The sequence below is a fragment of the Ruegeria sp. AE3 genome (assembly GCF_056542225.1).
In genome coordinates this window covers 58,362-77,634 of sequence record NZ_JBQFZL010000008.1, presented here as the reverse complement: position 1 = coordinate 77,634, position 19,273 = coordinate 58,362, and the positions used below count along the sequence as shown (strand labels likewise).

13 protein-coding genes are annotated in these 19,273 nt (G+C 54.9%); 12 read left to right on the top strand and 1 reads right to left on the bottom strand.

Translation table 11 applies throughout. The annotated features are described in order from the left end of the window. Window position 1 precedes the first annotated feature (1 nt). The 12 genes from ACR0NZ_RS14615 to ACR0NZ_RS14560 all read left to right on the top strand — a co-directional run bounded on the left by ACR0NZ_RS14615 (window position 2) and on the right by ACR0NZ_RS14560 (window position 16,665). Complete coding sequence (locus tag ACR0NZ_RS14615) at window positions 2-2,014, top strand: dynamin family protein (RefSeq protein WP_480519860.1); 2,013 nt, start codon at window positions 2-4, stop codon at window positions 2,012-2,014. A gap of 8 nt (window positions 2,015-2,022) precedes the next feature. Next, window positions 2,023-3,765 (top strand): dynamin family protein, encoded by a 1,743-nt coding sequence (locus tag ACR0NZ_RS14610; RefSeq protein WP_480519858.1) that lies wholly within the window; start codon window positions 2,023-2,025, stop codon window positions 3,763-3,765. 46 nt (window positions 3,766-3,811) lie between these two features. After that, entirely contained in the window at window positions 3,812-4,213 is a 402-nt protein-coding gene (locus tag ACR0NZ_RS14605; RefSeq protein ID WP_480519856.1) for a hypothetical protein, read from the top strand. Window positions 4,214-4,236: 23 nt separating this feature from the next. Continuing rightward, the gene (locus tag ACR0NZ_RS14600) at window positions 4,237-5,103 is read left to right on the top strand and encodes a hypothetical protein (RefSeq protein ID WP_480519854.1); all 867 of its coding nucleotides are present in this window, start codon (window positions 4,237-4,239) and stop codon (window positions 5,101-5,103) included. A gap of 69 nt (window positions 5,104-5,172) precedes the next feature. After that, the gene (locus ACR0NZ_RS14595) at window positions 5,173-7,215 is read left to right on the top strand and encodes a dynamin family protein (RefSeq protein ID WP_480519852.1); all 2,043 of its coding nucleotides are present in this window, start codon (window positions 5,173-5,175) and stop codon (window positions 7,213-7,215) included. After that, the gene (locus ACR0NZ_RS14590) at window positions 7,212-8,498 is read left to right on the top strand and encodes a dynamin family protein (protein ID WP_480519850.1); all 1,287 of its coding nucleotides are present in this window, start codon (window positions 7,212-7,214) and stop codon (window positions 8,496-8,498) included. The genes ACR0NZ_RS14595 and ACR0NZ_RS14590 overlap by 4 nt, the downstream gene beginning before the upstream one ends. 331 nt (window positions 8,499-8,829) lie before the next feature. Continuing rightward, the gene (locus ACR0NZ_RS14585) at window positions 8,830-11,001 is read left to right on the top strand and encodes a serine/threonine-protein kinase (RefSeq protein ID WP_480519848.1); all 2,172 of its coding nucleotides are present in this window, start codon (window positions 8,830-8,832) and stop codon (window positions 10,999-11,001) included. Between the two features lie 201 nt (window positions 11,002-11,202). Further along, window positions 11,203-12,219 (top strand): FHA domain-containing protein, encoded by a 1,017-nt coding sequence (locus ACR0NZ_RS14580; protein ID WP_480519846.1) that lies wholly within the window; start codon window positions 11,203-11,205, stop codon window positions 12,217-12,219. Window positions 12,220-12,222: 3 nt separating this feature from the next. Beyond that, on the top strand, window positions 12,223-13,005 hold the full coding sequence (locus ACR0NZ_RS14575) for a PP2C family protein-serine/threonine phosphatase (protein WP_480519844.1): 783 nt from the start codon (window positions 12,223-12,225) through the stop codon (window positions 13,003-13,005). A gap of 21 nt (window positions 13,006-13,026) precedes the next feature. Then, window positions 13,027-14,289 carry a type 2 periplasmic-binding domain-containing protein gene (locus ACR0NZ_RS14570; RefSeq protein ID WP_480477122.1) on the top strand — a complete coding sequence of 421 codons (1,263 nt, stop codon included), beginning with the start codon at window positions 13,027-13,029 and terminating at the stop codon, window positions 14,287-14,289. 43 nt (window positions 14,290-14,332) lie between these two features. Continuing rightward, window positions 14,333-15,439, top strand: a complete 1,107-nt coding sequence (locus tag ACR0NZ_RS14565) for a peptidoglycan-binding protein LysM (RefSeq protein ID WP_480494212.1) — start codon at window positions 14,333-14,335, stop codon at window positions 15,437-15,439. A 206-nt stretch (window positions 15,440-15,645) separates the two neighbouring features. After that, entirely contained in the window at window positions 15,646-16,665 is a 1,020-nt protein-coding gene (locus tag ACR0NZ_RS14560) for a glycosyltransferase family 2 protein (protein WP_480519842.1), read from the top strand. 390 nt (window positions 16,666-17,055) lie between these two features. Here ACR0NZ_RS14560 and ACR0NZ_RS14555 read toward each other — a convergent pair whose 3' ends face one another. Beyond that, the gene (locus ACR0NZ_RS14555; protein ID WP_480519840.1) at window positions 17,056-19,269 is read right to left on the bottom strand and encodes an NADP-dependent isocitrate dehydrogenase; all 2,214 of its coding nucleotides are present in this window, start codon (window positions 19,267-19,269) and stop codon (window positions 17,056-17,058) included. Window positions 19,270-19,273 lie beyond the last annotated feature (4 nt).

Sequence of the window (19,273 nt, the reverse complement as noted above, 5' to 3'; positions counted from 1 at the left end):
CATGGCGCGCAATGATCACCTGTTGTCTGTAGGCAACGAAGCTCTGGCGCCGATGACTTCGGCAATGTCATCACTGACGGCGCAGATTGATCAATTGACTGAGGTGGCTGATGCGCGCTCCTCGGCACGTCTGGCAACACTCAAGACCCGGATGGAAAACTTCACCGCCAGCATCACCATGGTCGGTCAGGTAAAAGCGGGCAAATCATCGATTGTAAACATTCTCGCAGGGCGCCCATCTTTGCTTCCGTCGGATGTGAACCCGTGGACGTCGGTCGTCACAACCCTGAACATCAACACGCGCCCGCCGGGCGATACCAAGGCCAAGTTCACCTTCTTTGAGCAGGAAGAATGGGACAACCTGATGGTCGGGGGCGGCCGGTTGGGCGAGTTGGCCAACCGTGCCGGTGCAGATGACGAGATGGAGGACATTCGCCGTCAGATCGGCGAGATGAAAGCAAAGTCCGAAGAGCGTCTTGGAAAGCACTTTGACCTGATACTTGGCCAAAGCCACCAATACGACCACTTCGATGAAGAACTGATCCAAAGATATGTGTGCCTGGGCGATGAAGACGACCCGGATATCAATCCAAAAACCGGCCGGTTTGCAGATGTGACCAAGTCTGCCGAGTTGTACATGGATATCCCTCAGTACCCGATTGCGCTGAAACTCTGTGATACGCCGGGTGTCAACGATACCTTCATGGTGCGTGAACAGATTACCCTGCGCAGCCTGCGCGGGTCCGAGGTCTGTGTTGTGGTGCTTGCCGCAAGCCAAGCCCTGACCACCATGGACATGGCCTTGATGCGGATCATCGCCCAATTTGAGAACCGTCAGATCGTCCTGTTTGTGAACCGGATTGACGAGTTGTCAGACCCGGTTAACCAGGTCCCCGAAATCCGCGACCGGATTCTGGACACTCTGAAACAGAACAACATCGACGCAAAGACTAGTGTCGTGTTCGGCAGTGCCTTGTGGGCTGAGGCAGCGCTGACCGGGAACCCCGAGATTCTGAACGAGGAATCCCGCGAAGCACTTAATACTTTTTATCTCGCTGCTGGATTCGGTGATCAGGCACCCTCGCTTGACAAAATCTGGGCATTGTCCGGATTGCCTGACCTGCTGCTGGCGATAAACGAGCGTATTGCAGAAGGTGCCGGAGCGCGACTGATAGACCGGGTTCGCCATCGCGCCCGCAACATTGCCAGCCAGATTCGTGCCACCGCCGTGGCAAAGACTCTGTCAGAGGGTGAAGGCGTCGCGCGTGATCTTGATGGTGTTTCGCCGGAAGATGCGATTGCGAAGGTTTCTGCGGAATATGAAAAGAAAGCGGCCGAACTGACCAACGCATTACGCGACAAAGTACTGGAGCGCCTGAACTCGGCCGAGGCAAGTTTTGTGAAGCGCGCAACAGATTCCCTGATCGCGCATCTTGAGATGAATGGCGAGCAAGGCACCTGGCAATACGACCCGGCTGGCTTGAGGACGCTGCAAAAAGCTGCCTATTTCAGTTTTGCCCGCGCAATGCGTAAGGATGCCGGGGCGCTCTACTCAACTGCGGCTGCAGATGTCGAAGCGCTGTATCACAAAATTCTTGGCAACCATCTGGGCGAGTTCAGCATCGAAGCACCTATCGTGCCGCGTGTTCCACCACCATTGGGGATTGGCCGGACGATTGCCCTGGACTTGCAAAGTACCTGGTGGCGACGCTGGTGGCAAAAGCGCAAAGGCTTTGAGGCATACGCTGCCGATTACACACGCCTGATCGCGTCCGAGGCAAATTCGATCACCAAGGATATCGAGGAAAACCAGATAGCGGCAGTGTTGGAAAACGTCCGCGCTATTCTGGCGGACTTCATGCGGGAACAGAAGGAAACGCTGCTGAGCATCTCATCATCAGCGGACAAAAACTCCGGCCAGGCCTCGGCAGCGATGGCGGGCCTGCAACCTCAGAAATCGCGAGACGAAATTCTGGGTGACATCCTGAAAGACCTAAGCAACGAAGCGGCATAAGTAGAAAAATGGCAAAAGATTCACAAACACGCTTTGTTTCACCGAAAGCATGGGAACGTATTGAGCAGTGGTCCCGTCGCAAACCGGTTTTCGCTTTGATGGGTGAATTCAGCGCTGGCAAGTCCACACTGATGAACTTTTTACTGCGAACGCAAACCTTGCCGACGCAGGTTACCGCGACCCAGTTACCACCGGTCTGGTTTAGCTGGGGCAGTGAAACACCATACATCAAGCGGCATGACGGAAGCATCGAACCCATCGAACTGGATCAGCTTGAGACTGTTGGCGTCAACGACGCGCAGTTCGTTCGTATCTTCCTTGAGGCAGATATTCTGGAAGCCGTCGATCTGATTGACACCCCCGGAATTTCGGACCCCAAGATCTCGACAGATGTCTGGCAGCGGGCAGTCGGACAGGCAAACGGGGTCATCTGGTGCACCCACGCGACCCAAGCCTGGCGCGAAACCGAACGCGCGACATGGGTTTCGCTGCCGGACCGCTTGCAACACAACTCGCTGCTGTTGGTGACGCGGGCCGACGCACTAAACCTTAAGGATCGTCAAAAGGTTCTGCGCCGCGTCAATCGCGAAGCCGGACACCTCTTCAACCGGTCCATTCTGTTTTCCGCCCGCGATGCGATCAATGCCCGTGACAAGACGGGCGACGCCGAAATGTGGTCGCGCAGCGGTGGCGGCAAGATGATCGACAGTTTTCTGGAAATCACAGAACAGATCATGGACAATCGCGCCGATCAGCTGGCGCGGTATCAGATCGACAAAAGCCAGTCCGGCGCATTCAGGGTTCAACCGCTGCGCCCTGCCAGCAAACCAGACGACCGAGAGGCGCTGGCGGACGTCACCGAAGCTACTCCTCTGCGGCTGGTCAATCCTTTGGAAAACGAACAGCGATCAGGAGCCGACGATCATAATGTCGTAACAAGTTTCCCCATCCGGCCAGCCCGTGTAGAGCGACGCCTTGACGAAGGCGAACGGGTTCGGATCAACCCGGAAGACGCTGAACGGCTGCGGGCTGAAATGGTATCAGACCCCGAGCAGATGCTCGATGAAACCGATACCAGCGACGAGTTGCGTGCCTTCTTCAAGGATACTGCGAACGATCCGCTTGAATTGAAGAATGTCGCCGGTCTGGAAGAAGACGTGGATGAGTTCGACCTGTCCGGTGAATTCGACGATGCTGATGATGCGGACGATCTGCTGGATGAAGCTCCAGATGCTGAAACGGGCGACAAGTCCGTTGATGACGTGCTGACCTCCTTAAACACGACGTTGCGGGAAGCCTCGGTCGAAGCGGATGAAATTGAAGTTTTCACGCCGGAAGTTGAATCGCGTGATGATCGGGGTATCGAAGTCTCGGTATCCTCCATTGCGGCGCTGATGGCGGCTCAGCCAGAGAACAACGCCGAGGATTACGAACCTGAGCCTGAGACAAACGGTTTGATAGAAGTCGTGGCCTCAGTCGAGGAAGAAGCCCGCAATATCAGTCACGAACCGCGCATCAATCTTCCGGAATCCGCAATCGAGTCGCCCCTTAGCGCGTCGGATATGTGGCGGGAAATCACAAACAACGAAGAGCTGCCAAAGGACGCAGACGGGCTTCAGAACGTATTCAAGGCCTTTCTTGCCGAATTTGACCAGATCGCAGTTGAATATAGTGCGAAACATTCCAAACACGCCCTGCAAGCCATTCCAAAGTCAAAAGAAAACAGCAGTGCAGAGTGGCATGTTTTGTAAGGATGCCTTAATCAAGGCGCTGAGAAAAAGGACGATAAAGAGTTAAATGTCCATTCAGGATGCATTGAACACCGCGATTGAAACAATACCCGACTGCATCGCAGCCGGGTATATCGACATGGAGACCGGCATGCTTTTGGGCAGCAGTGTCTCTGATTCCGATTGCGCTGAATCGCTGGACACTTTGGCAATCGCAGTGGCCAATCTGTTTCAGGGGCGTGGTGTCGCTGCATTTGAAGCGCTCTTGCACGAGGCCGGAAACACTGATGAGGAAAACGCCGGGTTCGGGGAAATCGCGGTGTTTTCAAAAGACCGATTGAACATCTTTTTGCGGACCCAGGAATATCCTGATCATGTGGTCTGCTATATCTGCCGCAACAGCACGAATGTAGGACTGGCACTGACGAAATCGCATCTCAGCCTCAAGCCGGTTGCGGCCGCAGTCTGAACGGGACCAGAGGGGGTCACGGTATGATGGACACAGACATTCTCGACATGCTCGAAGATATCGGGCGGTCTTCGGTTGCGCGCCTGTCTCCGACGGTGATTGTCCCCGGTGAAACTGCAACAGCCCGTCGCGCGGCTGTACTGCGTTTCATTCGCGGAACAATATTACCCCGGCGACTGGAGCTGACCGCGGCAAACGGAAGCTGCCTGAAGATCGAAGTGAACAGCTCCCGGATCACGGATGTGTTTCAAGTACCGTCAGGGCAGATTCCTGATTTCGAATCAGAAACACGTACCGCGCTGGTCGATAAACTGGCCCAACTGGTTTCTGACATTTCAGCCGCCCCTGCCCCGCTGGAACTGATGTCTGGAAAGCCCGCCTCGTCGCTGGAGGCTGATGATGTTGGTATCACCTTGAGTGAGATCGAGAATGCCTGCGCCGGAATTGAGCTTTCCTCTGAGCCCATCGTGTCTGTCGTTCCCGATGTTGAAAAATCTTCAGACAACAGCCCTGCCCCGGTAGCAGAGTCGGGCAACTCCTTGGCACAACAGTTTTTTGACGGGGCTGCACGCTTTGCCACAGGTCGTGTCCTTGTGGATAGTATGGAAAACACTGCGCTGGCTTTCGAAGGAACCTGCAAACCTTCCGAGGGAATGCACCCCAATCAAGAGATTTTGACACGTTTTGTTTCGGATCTTGCTGGTTGGAACAACGACACCCGGGACGAATTCGAAGGCCCACATCTGATCGTCATACGGCCATCGGGTGGTAAGGGTGCGGGCATGGCAGTTCTGAGCGATAACGAGCAGATTGCTGTGGCCATCCACGATGCCCGCAAACTTGGTGCGGTCATTAATCTGTGGACATCTTTGGGGGAGGTTGAGGAATGACTACCCCTAAAGCATTCAAATTTTCGACTAATTCAATGCGTTGTTTTTTTGTAGTCAGGGTAAAGAGTAATGAGTGAAACACATCGTCGCGAGCTTATTCGCATCGCAGAAGACATGAACGGGACGAGCAATGACGAAACACGTCAGTTCATATCGCGCATCATTGGTGATCTGGGGAAACTGAAACCGTCAGTTGCCTTTGTAGGACAAATCAAAGCAGGAAAGTCGCGCTTGATCAACGGCTTCACCGGTCAGGCAGAATACCTGCCGTCGGATGTGAACCCCTGGACGACCGTGATCACCGACATGCATTTCGGGCACCCGAACGGTCGAACCGAAGGAGCCGAGTTCCATTTTTTCGACAACTATCAGTGGCAATCACTGATCGCCGAAGGCGAAGAGTTGCGCAACATGTTCCCGGATGACGAGGACAGCTACAAGCGCGAGATGATCGAAGAGCAGGTCGAAGCCATGAAGACCCGGGCGCGTCGGCGACTGGGGGACAGTTATGAACAGCTGTTGGGTCAACATCACGATCTGGATCAACTGACATCCGATGATCTGGCGCGTTACGTGTGCGCTGGGGACGACCCCGCAGAAGATGGGACAGTTGACCCCGGCAGTGATCGCGGACTTTACAGCGACATCACGCGCAAGGCCGAGGTCTATTTTGACATCGGACATTTCCCATTCCCTCTGACCGTCACCGATACGCCCGGAGTAAATGACCCCCTGCTGATCCGTGAGGAGATTTCCCGCCAGTATCTCAAAGAATCCGATTTCTTTGTGGTGGTTCTGTCAGCGCATCAGGCGTTGTCGCGTGCGGACCTGAAACTGTTCCGGCTGATGCAGGCACTGGAACTTGGACAGATCGTTGTCTTCATCAATCGTGTCGATGAATTGGGCGGCGGGGCCGAAGATGCGGCAAAGGTGCGTCTGGATGTTGTAGACGGGCTGGAAAAAGCGTTGGGTACTTCGAATATCGATGTCCTGATGGGCAGCGCACAATGGGCGCATTATGCGCTGACTGGCGATGAAACCGGTGTGAATCACGATCATATTCTGGCGTGGTTGCGGGCGCACCCGGAACAGATGCAACAATACCTGAACGGTGTGGCAGAGATCAAACAAGGACCGGGGCCCATCAGCCGTGAGGCTGTCTTGCGGTTTGCCGCTATGATCGCGTCAGGCTTGCCCGATTTACGACGCCATGTCACTCAGGCGTTGACGGAGGGGCCGATAAACGAACAGTTGCAGATGGCGTGGCAGCATCTCGACAGCTTCGCGCGTGGCGAACTGGAGCGATCCCAGGTACATCTTCGTGCTCTGCAAGATGAAGGCAGCGCGGGTGCGCACAGCGCTGAGGACAGCGACAAGACGCTGGGCAATCTGCGCAAACTGATTGCGGACAAAACGCAGGACATTGTCAGGGACATGGACGACGTTCTGTCAAACCTGCGTGGGGTTATGGATGACACGGTGTCCGAGTCTGTCTTTGTTGTGGTGCGCGGGCCTGAAGGACAATCCCCATTGCTTGCCAAGGGCGGCGCGACCGAGTTGAATTTCTCACCACTGCGCGAACACATGCGCGAGCTGGTGCAAGGCGCGTCGCAAGTGGTTCGCCAACGCATGCTAAGCGAACTTTACGCGATCGACATGCAATGCAACGCCGCTTTACGGGCACTGCCGGGGTGGCAGGAGCCGGTCGACAATCGCATGAACACAAGTGCGGTACGTTGGTTCCGCCCGGACACCACTGCGCTAACCCGTGGCATTACGGTTGAGCTGCGTGTAAACTGGTTGTCGCGTCTGATATCGCGCAACAGTGTTGTGACGCGGGCCGAGCGCATGATCGTGCAGGAATTCGAGTTGATTGGCGATGACCTGATCGACACAACACGCGAAAACCTGCTGGACCGGTTGAAAACCGTTCTGGATCATTACTTGGCTCTTTTGGCAGGCCATCTTGAGCACCGTTCCGGGGCGGGTGAGTTGAATGCTCAGGCGAAAGCACAAGCTGCGTTCGAGCGGGCGCGCCGTATTACCGACGAGTTGGAAAGTGTCTTTGGAACAAACAACGTGGACGAACGACAGGCAGAGGCTGCGGAATGATTGAGTTTCCCGGAACCGAACAGGAAGTGCGGCAGCTGGAGCGCTTTCTGACAGCGACAGAAAAATTGTCGTCGGACCCGAAATTGGAGGATATGCGCACGCGGGCCCTCGCCCACGCAGAACGCCTGTCCAACGCGGTCAACATCGGTTTCGCCGGGGAGTTCGGAGCAGGCAAGTCAAGCCTTGCGAATATGCTGGCAGGGGCGGATATCCTTCCAACCGGGCCGCAGCATCTGAAGCTGCCGCTTGTCATCGTTGCCTACGCGGATACGCCCGAGACGACTGTCGGCTGGTGGAACAGGGAACCCAAGACATACTCTGGCATCGCGCTGGAAAAGGCCGCTGCGGATGAGCCGGATTTTATTTCGGTTGGATTGAACACACCTGCTCTCAAAGAGATATCGCTGTTCGATCTTCCCGGCTCTGGCGCATTGGATGATACATACAAACAGACACTGGACCTGCTGAAATTCGTCGACTGTGCCATCTGGTGCACCAATGGCACAAGCGCATGGCGCGAAACCGAACGGCATTTGTGGGCGCAGGTGCCACCCGAGCTAAGAGACAACAGCCTGCTGGCGGTCACACATGCTGATCTGCCCCCGGTGCAGGCCGCTCTGGATCGGGTACTGGCCCGATTGAACAAAGAGAAAGAGGGACTGTTTCGCGCTGTGGTCCCAATTGGCACGCCCGTCGCGGTGCGCGCCATGGCTCAAGAGCCGGAACCAGATTTCGATCTTTGGGAAAACTGTGGTGGCCAGGAACTCGCGGAAAAGGTCCTTGATGCGGCGTCTGACCGGCGGCGCAGTGACCTTGGCGCTGCCCGGAAGGATCTGAAGCACGAGTTTCTGCCATTCCTGGAAACATTGAAAGGGCCAGAGCCGGAACCGACCGTCAACGATGCTGCGTCAATGCAGTCAACGCTGGGGTCTGCCCTTCCGCCACTGAACAACCCCATTCTTGAAGACTGGCTGGCAGCTATTGCCAGCATTTATGAAGATCTGCGTGACACCGCTGCCATCGAACCCGCGGCCTTTTTGCAAAGCTGCCAGGAAATCGTCGAAGATTTCGCGGAACGGTTGGACCAAGGTGGCGAAATCGATCCGGATGCTGACTGGATTCCGGCCGAGTTTGAAAAAGCGACTGACTTGTTATTGTTGCTTCAGTTTGAAAGCGGCGATGCGCCTTTGAAAGACGCAATCAACATACTTGTGCAGCTTGGTGATAACCTTGCCTGGGCTGGCAGTACCGTTGCCGCAGCACAATCCAAAACCGGGACCTAGCACTTTCCATCAGGATTGAAGCGATTCGAAAGGCCGAAGAATCGGCCCTTTATTGTTTCGAATTCGTAGACCAACAGACCTGTTTGGGGTCATCAGTTTTCGTTTTCCCCAACCCTTTAGCCAATATGTAGTATTTGCATGTAGTAGACATACTATATATGCCATATTCAAAAAAACGATCCTTAGTGAAGCCATCAGGCGGCCCCATTAAAGTCAAATTTGAAACGTCTAACCGTTCTTAAGTGTCCTGCGGTTGTTTTTTGGTTGTGAGTTCGTGGGCTGCCGGCCCTGTTAAATAAAGCCGCAAAATGAGTAGAACGGGCGGATTGAAATGAGCCACAACCAGGCTGTCGGTGCAACGCACGACGAACCAAAGATTGAAGGACTGCAACCGGGCGCAAAGCTGTTGCGCGGTCAGTACGAGATTATCCGGTATCTCAGCAATGGCGGATTTGGGATCACCTATCTTGCGCGCGACAGCCTTGAGCGCGATGTCGTGATCAAGGAATGCTTCCCCGGTGCATTGTGCCGTCGCAACGGGGACCAGGTTGAGCCGAACGACCCGTCTTACAAAGACGATCTGCGCGCCATTATCGACCTGTTTATTCAGGAAGCCCGCAATCATGCACGTCTGGTGCACCCGAATATTGTCGACGTGCATCAAGTGTTCGAAGACAACGATACCGCCTATATCGCGATGGATCTGATCCGCGGTTGCGACCTGCTGGACTATGTTGAAAATCCGGAAAACGTCGGCGGCCCTGACTTTATAGTGCAGGTAACGGAAAAGATGCTGTCCGCGGTGTCGTTCATCCACCAAAGCGGGATGCTGCACCGAGACATTTCTCCCGACAACATCCTGATTGACGAGAACGGAAACCCGGTTCTGATCGATTTCGGTGCCGCGCGTGAGCAAGCCGCAAACAAGTCGGCCGCATTGTTGACCCTACGCGTCATAAAAGACGGGTATTCGCCGCACGAGTTTTACGTCCGTGGTGCCGAACAAGGGCCCAGCAGTGACCTCTATGTTTTGGCTGCAACCCTTTACCATGCGATCAGTGGCGAACGCCCGGTCGACGGTCAAAGCCGCCTGAATGCGTTCAACAACGGGCAGGACGACCCTTATGCACCCTTGGCGGGCCGCTTTGACGGATACCCCGATGGATTCCTCGAAGCAATCGACAAGGCAATGGAAGTGCACGCAACGGACCGTTTGCAGACAGCCTTGGATTGGCTGCGCATGTTCCGCGGACCTGGCGTGATGTTCGATACATTCGCCTATCGCCCGGTTTCTGTGATTGTCGGCATGGATCGCATGGACAAGGAAGAAGAAAAGGCGCGGATCAAGGCCGAAAGCGAAAATGCCGAAGCGGTTGTGACGGCTCTGCTCGCCGGGAACTCGGACATTGTTCTCGAAAACGAAAAAAAGAATGAACCCGAGATGGCAAAGATTTCTGCAAAAGCGGAAACACCGGTCGCAGTTGATACCGTGGTTCAGAGCGGATCCGGTGGCAGCGGCAAGATGATCGCTGGTGCAGCAGTGCTTGTGGCAGCGTTGGCTGCAGGCGGTTTCTTCGTGATGTCCGGCGACAAAGGTGAAGAACAAGCTGAGGTTACGGCGACGCTACCTGAAGCAACCACACAAACTGCCGAAGCAGAACCGCCCGCGGTGGAAGAACCCGTGGCGGAAACACCTGAACCCGAAGTCGCGGTCGCTTCAGAGCAACAACCTGAACCAGAAGAGCCTGTCGAGCAGGCGCAAGTTGAACCTGCGGAACCAACCGCCACAGAAATAGCGTCCGAATCTACCGAGACGGCCGGTGTTCAGGAGCAGCCTGCAGAACAAGAGATTGCGGCGGCTGTTGCCGAACCAGATGCTGACGTTGCTTCCGGCACTCCAGCCGAACAACAGGTATCTTTTCACCATTGGGATGTTGAAATCCCCTTCCAGACGTCCCGCCGCCGCACCGCAACAGGTGCAACTATTGCGGTTACCGGTGTGGACGCCAATCAGGACATGAGCGTTATCGGCGAGTGGGTGGAAACCGGAGTTGTGATCTTTACTCTGAACGGCAACCCGGTTCGTCAGGACATCTCTTTCGCAGCGCAAGTCCTGGACAAGCTGAGCGTCGACCCAGATGGCTTTACACGGGTTGCAGCCCGCTACCGGCCGCTTGGAAAGACCCGCGCGCAGAATGGCCTGCTGGCATTGCCTGTGCTGCGCTCGGTAGGATTGGAGAACGGTTACTCGTTCACAGTCAGCAACTCGGGAAGTGAAGGGTGGCAAACAAAAGTGAGCTCGGTTCCGGCCGAGGCGACGGGTAGCCTGCGAAAAGGCGATGTTCTGTTGAGCGAAAGCCAGACCGGCATGACATTGGATGAGTCCGAAAGCATTGATGGCATGCTGGCTGCGCTGGTTTCCGACAGTCAGCCAGAGGCAAAGCTGACCGTGTTGCGCAACGGTGCTGAAGTAGCTGCGACCATGCAGCTAGCGCAGGAGTGATCTGACCGGTTCATTTTTGATCTGCCAGTGTGTGTTTACTGAGGGCGGCGTTCAGTTTGCCGCCCGGCGGGAACCGGCCCGCCGCAGAGAGTACCAGTTTCCATGTTTTCAATTGAGTGTCTCTGCGTTGTTCCACGCAGGGTTAGGTAGCAGCCCCATGGCACAAAAGGTCCGTGCCAACAATTCGAAGGTGTCGACACCATGTTCAAATACAAAAGCCCTCTGAGCCGGCTTCTCGAAGGTGCCGGCAAATCCAAAGAAGATGATGTAGCTGAAAATGCTCATGCAGCAGACAGCGCTGTGCCTGAAACGGTAAAGCAGGAGCCTATCGCGGACTTCAACGCGCTGCGCGCCGCACTGGCCGGTGGAAACATGACGTCTGACTCTTACGAAGAAACAGACGAGCTTATCCCTGAAGAGAAGATGCCGGAATTCGACGAAGTTGCGGCTGAAAACGCGGAAGAACCGGTTGAAGTGTCCATCTTCGTTGAAGATGCAATTGACGAGGACGACCAAGATACCAAGAACTTGATGGCCGACCCCGACGATGACGAAATCTCGGACGATCATATCATCACTTTGCATGTAGCCGACGAACCTGCCGAAACACCGGATGAAGATACGCTGCCTCTGGATGTAGTGGAAATGAGCGCGCCGGAAGCGGTGGAAGCTGAGGTTGCAGCCCCATCCGTGCAAGAACCGGCATTGGTAGAAGAGGTTGCCGTACAGACTCAACCCACGCCTGCCGCCCCGGCCGAAGACCGTCGCTCGCGGGTCAAAACAACGTTCCTTGGGTTTGAGCGTGCGGACACGCATGTTCAGGAATTGATTGAAACATCAGAACCCGTCTCAAAAACCGAAGCCGCTCAGGAAACATTCCCGGTTGGTTGGCTGGTGGTGACGGCAGGTCCCGGACGGGGCGCCAGCATCACCCTGACCGAAGGCCTGATGCAAATCGGTCGAAACGATGACCAGGCGATCCAACTGGATTTCGGCGACACAGGTATTTCACGTTCGAACCACGCCGTTATTGCTTATGACCCCGAAGATCGAAAATGCTATCTGGGGCATGGCGGAAAAGCCAACCTTGTTCGCCTGAATGGTAAACCCGTTCTGAGCACAATCGCGCTCTCCAGCGGTGATCTGATCCGCATCAGTGAAACCTCAATCCGATTTATGGCCTTCTGCGATGAAGGTTTTGATTGGCGGGATTCCTGATAGATGCTGGCGACTCCGGCATATGATGTTGCACTGATCCTGAACCAGGGTCAGCGGGAAACGCAGGAAGACGCGATTGCTGCGCGCATGTTCGATGCATCGGACGCGGGCTATATTGCGATCGCTGACGGTATGGGTGGCCACGAGGCGGGCGAAGTGGCTTCAGAAATGGTGATTGCCGCCTGGCGGAACGCGCTGGATAGCGAGCTAGAAGCCGATACCTTAAACGAAGGAGCCGCAATTGACGCGCTGCCGTTGGCAGCCATGCAAGCCAATGCAGCGATATCCGACCATAACGAGGCACAGGGCCAGGGTTTCAACATGGGCTCCACCTTGTTGGGTGTCCTCTTTCTGGGTCAGCGTGTGTTCAGGATATCGATCGGAGACAGCCCCCTTTACCTGTTCCGCGAAGGCAGGTTGACACAGGTGAACGAAGACCACTCGATGGCCCCCGTGATCGACGCAAAACTGGCCGCGGGTGAGCTTTCGGAAGCTGAAGCACGGGGATTGGACAGAAACCAACTGACGTCGGTGATCATGGGGGGTGCCATTCCAAAAGTGGATTGCCCAGAAGACCCGCTGATCGTGTCACCCGCTGATATTCTGATCCTTGGCAGTGACGGGCTTCAGTATCTCAGCGACGCTGAGATTCAGGAAATTCTGCGTGAACACCAGCAAGATCTGGCACAGGAAATCGCCGAAGCCTTGCAACTGGCTGTCCAGGCCAAGGACGATCCCGATCAAGACAATCTGTCGATCGCAGTCGCGAAACTTACCAGAAAATAACCAGGCAAAGCAACAGGACCCATGAGAAAACACCTTATCATATCAAGCCTTGCCCTTGCCGCCGCCACCGGCGCGGCGTCAGCGCAAGAGGCATGTTCAAGCTACGAGATTCAGCGCGGCGACAGCCTGCGGGAATTGGCAATCCGAGTTTACGCGACCGAAGATTTTCGGCCAATCTACGATGCGAACCGGGATGTTATCGGCACAAACCCCAATATCATTCGTATTGGTGACGTTTTAAATCTGCCATGTCTGGAAGATGTCGGGCGCGCACCTGAGCTGCCCGACACGGAAGCCGGACGCCTGGCAGCGGAAATGGCCTCGGAACTGGTAAAAGCTGCCGAAGAACGCGCGGAAAAAGCCGTGGCCGAAGCGGAAGCGCGCGTTGCAGCGGCAGAAGCTGAGGCAAAGAAGGCGAGTGAAGATGCGGTCGTGGCTGCACGTGCCGCAGCAAAAGAAGAGATTGAGGCAGCCCGCTCGGAAGCCGCCGCACTGATCAGAAATGCTAACGCTGAAACGCGCCCTGAAATTCGTGATCGTCAGTTGCTGTTGATCACCGGCGGCAATTACGCTCCGTTTACAGACGAAGCGCTGCCCAACCGGGGGCTTTATACGCAACTGGTTGAGACAGCGATGCTGCGGGCCGCGCCAGAACAAGCGTATAAAATTCAGTTCGTGAACGATTGGTCGTCGCATCTGGATCTGTTGATGCCAACACTTGCTTTTGATGGCACTTTCCCCTGGTCGCGCCCAAATTGCGAAGATGCAGAAGCGCTGTCCGAAAGCGACCGCAACCGGTGTGAGACCTACAATTTCTCGAACCCGTTCTACGAGGTCGTGGATACATTCTTTGCTCGCGACGGATCGGGGTACGAACAAACGTTGACATATGCAGACTTTGCCGGAACAACGATCTGCCGCCCGGAAGGCTGGTCGCTGTCTCATATGGATGCGGTGAGCCTTTACGAACCCGTCATCAAGTTGCTGCGGCCCACGTCGCCCGACGACTGCTTTCACGCTGTGATGAACGGAACCGCCGATATCGTGGCAATCGAGGCGCATCTGGCCGAGGAAGCCATCGCGCGGCTTGGCTATAAACACCGGATTATCGAAAACCCCAACCTGGCGGCGATCAAGTCGCTTAATGTCATGACCCATAAAGATAATCCTGATGGGGAAGCGATCTTGGAGACGCTGAATCAGGGTCTGGCAATCATGCAGCAGTCTGGCGAATGGCGCGACATCGTTTCGACCGCCCTGCGCCATCAAATGGAAAATGGATAAGGCCATGTTTGGCCTGACAAACAAAAGTCTGGAGGAAGTGGAAATGTTTAACGAGAAGATTAAGAAACTAGTGCTGTCGGCAACCGCCATCACAGCTCTGAGCGCGGGTGCTGCCGCTGCACAGGAAGCGTGTACAAACTATACAGTGCAAGACGGCGACACGTTGGCAACCATCGCCATCGCCGCCTATGGCACCTCGAACTACCAGCCGATCTTCAACGCGAACAGGAACGCTATCACAAACCCAGGGTCTCTTAATCCTGGGCTGGTGCTGGCCCTACCCTGTGAAGACGGCAGCCTGCCGAACGGCCAAAGCGCGCAGGAAATCATCGCTGCTGAAGAAAAGCGCGCAGCCAGCGTCAAGCGCTCGAATGTCTATGCGCCGCCGATCAAGATGGTGGCGGGTAACGGATGGGAACCGTTCACAACCGAATCTCTGAACGGCGGGGGCATCATGACCCGCCTGGCAACGACCAGCCTTCAGCGGGCCGGAAACAGCCGTGAGTATTCAGTCAGCTTTGTCGACGACTGGAGTTCGCATCTGGATACACTGTTGCCGCTTGGTGCCTTCGATATTTCAATTGCATGGACCGTTCCGGATTGTACCAATCGTACATACGAATGGTCCCCGGAAACCGAAGCTCGCTGCACTCAATTCGTAGCTTCCGTCCCGGTTTACGATATCGTCGGTGGCTTCTTCACACTGCCGGAAAGCGAATACGCAAGCGCGACCAGCTTCAAGGACCTAGAAGGTTCGACTATTTGCCGTATGGCAGGCTGGAGCATGGTTGTTCTGGAAGAACAGGGACTGAACCGCGAGAACACGACTGTGGTTCAACCGAGCTCGGCCCGTGATTGCCTTGACGCTGTATTGACCGGAACCGCAGATGTTGCGGCATTCGAAGTTGATCTGTTCGCATCGACAATGAAAGACATGGGTTTGACTTCGGCTGACATCGTTGAGAACCCCTATGTGTCTACACTGTCTTCGATGAGCTTCCTTGCGCATCGCACCAACCCGTTCGCGCGCGAATACATCGCGATGATGAACAAGGGTCTGATCGAAATGCGTCAATCCGGTGAATGGTACGCGATCATCTCGGATACCCTGCGTGAGCAAAACGCAAAGTTGAACGCAGCTTCGAACTGATCCCTCGGTTCAGCTGAAACTTTGGGGCCGGTACTTGAACCGGCCCATTTTTTTTGAATTATCAGGGCGTTTCAATCGGATGCCAAAATTCGGCCATTTATCTGCTTCAGAAATGCCTCATGCGCGCAGCATCTTGGGAATGAAGTGCAATTTTCCTTCAAATGACACACCCGAGCGAGCTTGAGTTACGTATGATACAGGCTGCCTTGAAATTAAGAAACGGATCTCTGACACGGGCGTCATGGCCGGGGCTGGAGGTTGCTGTTATCTTACCGTGTTACAATGAGGCGATTGCCATTGGTGAAACTGTCAAGCAGTTCCGCGCCGCCCTGCCGGAGGCGGTAATCTACGTATTCGACAACAATTCCACGGACGGCTCAGCCAGAATGGCGCAAGACGCTGGCGCGCTGGTCTATTCTGAAACATATCAGGGTAAAGGCAACGTTGTCCGCAGGATGTTTGCTGACGTAGATGCGGATGTCTACGTTATGGCAGACGGGGATGCGACCTACGACAGTATGGCAGCACCTGACATGATTAATCTGCTGGTCTCGCAAAACCTTGATATGGTAAATGGCGCGCGTGTTAACGAGGACATTCAAGCCTATCGTAGGGGTCATAAGTTTGGAAACGCCTTGTTCAGCGGACTGGTGAAATTCTTCTTTAACAGCAAAATCAACGACCTGCTGTCCGGTTATCGTGTTTTCAGCAGACGCTTTGTCAAAAGCTTTCCAGCGGTTTCCAACGGTTTCGAAATTGAAACTGAACTTACAGTGCACGCGATGCAGATGCGTATGCCGATTGGAGAAGTAGAGACAAAATATGTCTCACGGCTTCCGGATTCGAACTCCAAACTGGCCACATATTCAGATGGGTGGCGAATTCTCAAAATGATTGGCCTTTTGATCAAAGACGAAAAGCCAATCGCGTTCTTCCTGTCTTTGGCATTGTTGATATTCTTACCTTCGCTGTCCGTATTCGTATCGGTTTTCCGCGAGTTTTTGGAAACTGGCTTGGTTGACCGAATTCCGTCCTTGGTTGTCGCGGTATCCGGTTTTGTCGGAACCATGCTGTCAATCGTGTGCGCGCTGATCCTGGAATCTCTGGCACTTGCCCGGCGTGAGGCGCGTCGCCTGTCTTATCTGCGACACAAAGGTGTTGCAGCGTACGGAACGAAAAGAACACAGACGCCGATTGCCAACCCAGAACCCCGGCGCGTTGGCTAAGACCCAATCTCCAGTATAATTGTGAGCACTCGATATAGTGTTCGTGTTCAACCATGGTTGAACTGCTTGGCTGCCCAGAAAATTCTGAGAACCAAAATGAAATGACCAGCACCCCAAATGCTGGTCATTCTCTGAGTGAGTGATAAGGCCCTGAGGCATCACCAGTGAAATTCTGTGTTATCCAAGGTTTAAAACAGTCAGAGCTGCCGTGCTATTAGGGGAATCCCGTAAGTACAAACAAATTCATTATAAAGCATTGTAAATGCATAATACTTTTCTCAGCCCACTTTCCGTGACAGTGTCGACGATACAAAAAAGGGACCGCACAACTGTGCCGGTCCCTTTCCGTGTTTTGAACAGGCAAAGGATCACCTGTTTTGCCGTTAGCGATTAGCCGATGATTGCGTTCAACGTTGTGCTGGGCCGCATAACCGCTGCCGTTTTGGCCGGATCGGTGTGATAGTAACCGCCCAAATCCGCAGCTTGACCTTGCGCTGCGGCCAACTCCGACAGGATTTGCCCTTCGTTGACGGCCAGATCCTTGGCCAGCGATGCAAACTCGGCAGCCAGTTCCGTATCTTCGGACTGGGCGGCCAAAGCCTCAGCCCAGTAGCGTGCAAACCAATAGTGGCTGTCGCGATTGTCCGGCTGATCAACTTTGCGGCTGGGTGAGCGGTTGTTGTCCAGAATACCCTGCGTCGCCGCTTCGGCCGCTGCACCCAGAATGCCCGCTTTTTCGTTGCCATTGCTATCGGCAAGGAAGTTCAGAGATTCACCCAATGCACAGAACTCACCCATCGAATCCCAGCGCAGATGGTTTTCCTCGACCAACTGCTGCACGTGTTTGGGCGCCGAACCACCAGCTCCAGTTTCGAACAAACCGCCACCGTTCATCAGTTTGACGATGGAGAGCATCTTGGCCGAGGTACCCAGTTCCAGGATTGGAAACAGGTCAGTCAGATAATCCCGCAGCACGTTGCCGGTGATGGCAATCGAGTCATTACCTGCTGTGATCGTCTCCAACGACTGACGAGTCGCTTCGCGTGGGGCCATGATCAGGAACTTGTCGGCCACGCCAGCGGCCTCAAGCGCCGGTTTGACATATTTGATAAGCTCTGCGTCATGGGCCCGGTTTGCGTCCAACCAGAAAATCGCCTCGGAACCGGTCAGACGCTGACGGTCCATGGCCAACTGAATCCAGTTCTCAATTGGCGCCTTTTTGACGGTGCAGGCGCGCCAGATATCGCCGGCCTCGACACCGTGGCTGTGCAACGTTTCACCATTGGGCAGAACGATGCGGATTGTACCATCCGCCGGTGCCTCGAAAGTTGTCGGGTGCGAACCGTATTCCTCGGCTTTCTGAGCCATCAGGCCCACGTTCGCCACGGCTCCGGCAGTGGACGGGTTCAACGCGCCATTGGCTTTGAAGAACTTAATGGCCTCATCATAGACGGTCGCGTAGCAGCGATCAGGGATCACACAGTTGGTGTCACCTTTGGCACCCGTCTCATCCCAGCCCTTACCCCCGGCGCGGATCACTGCAGGCATTGAGGCATCAATGATTACATCCGATGGGACATGCAGGTTCGTGATTCCGCGGTCCGAATCCACCATATACATGGACGGGCGGTCCGCCTTGATCGCGTCGATGGCCGTCATGATGTCGGCGTGACCCTGTACGCGCTCCAGCAATGCACCCAGGCCTGAATTTGGGTTCACACCCAACGCATCCAGTTCCGCGCTGAATTTTTCAAACACGGGGGCCAGCCACGCTTTGACCGCATAGCCAAAGATGATCGGGTCTGAAACCTTCATCATCGTGGCTTTCATATGCAGCGAGAACATGGTCCCGTCTTTCTTGGTGTCCTCAATGGCATCTGCAAGGAACGTAGACAGTGCCTTGACCGACATGAAAGTCGCGTCGGCGATGGTCCCTTCTTCCAGCGACCAGCCGTCTTTCAGAACGGTGACGTCACCATCCTTGCCTTCAAATTCGATTGTCGCATCGCCTGCTTGTGCTGCGGTGATGGTGGCCGAAATCTCGTTTGCATAGAAATCATTGGCCGGCATGGACGACACTTTGGTCTTGCTGTCCGACGCCCATTCGCCCATCGAATGCGGGTTGTTCTGGGCATAGTTTTTCACGGCACGCGCCGCACGGCGGTCACTGTTCCCTTCGCGCAGAACCGGGTTAACAGCGGAACCTTTGATCGCGTCATAACGAGCGCGGATCGTCTTTTCCTCATCCGTTGCAGGCTCTGCCGGGTAAGTCGGAATGTCGTAACCCTGCGATTGCAGTTCTTCGATGGCCGCAACCAACTGTGGAACCGAGGCAGAGATATTCGGCAGCTTGATGACATTGGCATCAGGTGTCTTCACCAGCTCGCCCAAATCAGCCAGATCGTCGCTTACCCGCTGATCGTCAGTAAGGTTCTCGGGGAATGCTGCCAGAATGCGTCCCGCAAGGGAAATATCTTTGGTGCCAACGCGAACGCCCGCAGCAGATGCGAACTTGCGGATGATGGGCAGGAACGAGGCGCTGGCCAGTTCTGGCGCTTCGTCTACAATGGTATACAATATGTCGAAGTTCGATTTATCTGCCATATTC

What these genes read in the sequence shown, in the direction of transcription:
- ACR0NZ_RS14615 (WP_480519860.1), top strand. Translation starts at nt 2, where the DNA reads ATGGCGCGCAATGATCACCTGTTGTCTGTAGGCAACGAAGCTCTGGCG.
- ACR0NZ_RS14575 (WP_480519844.1), top strand. Translation starts at nt 12,223, where the DNA reads ATGCTGGCGACTCCGGCATATGATGTTGCACTGATCCTGAACCAGGGT.
- ACR0NZ_RS14565 (WP_480494212.1), top strand. Translation starts at nt 14,333, where the DNA reads ATGTTTAACGAGAAGATTAAGAAACTAGTGCTGTCGGCAACCGCCATC.
- ACR0NZ_RS14595 (WP_480519852.1), top strand. Translation starts at nt 5,173, where the DNA reads ATGAGTGAAACACATCGTCGCGAGCTTATTCGCATCGCAGAAGACATG.
- ACR0NZ_RS14570 (WP_480477122.1), top strand. Translation starts at nt 13,027, where the DNA reads ATGAGAAAACACCTTATCATATCAAGCCTTGCCCTTGCCGCCGCCACC.
- ACR0NZ_RS14580 (WP_480519846.1), top strand. Translation starts at nt 11,203, where the DNA reads ATGTTCAAATACAAAAGCCCTCTGAGCCGGCTTCTCGAAGGTGCCGGC.
- ACR0NZ_RS14605 (WP_480519856.1), top strand. Translation starts at nt 3,812, where the DNA reads ATGTCCATTCAGGATGCATTGAACACCGCGATTGAAACAATACCCGAC.
- ACR0NZ_RS14585 (WP_480519848.1), top strand. Translation starts at nt 8,830, where the DNA reads ATGAGCCACAACCAGGCTGTCGGTGCAACGCACGACGAACCAAAGATT.
- ACR0NZ_RS14590 (WP_480519850.1), top strand. Translation starts at nt 7,212, where the DNA reads ATGATTGAGTTTCCCGGAACCGAACAGGAAGTGCGGCAGCTGGAGCGC.
- ACR0NZ_RS14555 (WP_480519840.1), bottom strand. Translation starts at nt 19,269, where the DNA reads ATGGCAGATAAATCGAACTTCGACATATTGTATACCATTGTAGACGAA.
- ACR0NZ_RS14610 (WP_480519858.1), top strand. Translation starts at nt 2,023, where the DNA reads ATGGCAAAAGATTCACAAACACGCTTTGTTTCACCGAAAGCATGGGAA.
- ACR0NZ_RS14600 (WP_480519854.1), top strand. Translation starts at nt 4,237, where the DNA reads ATGATGGACACAGACATTCTCGACATGCTCGAAGATATCGGGCGGTCT.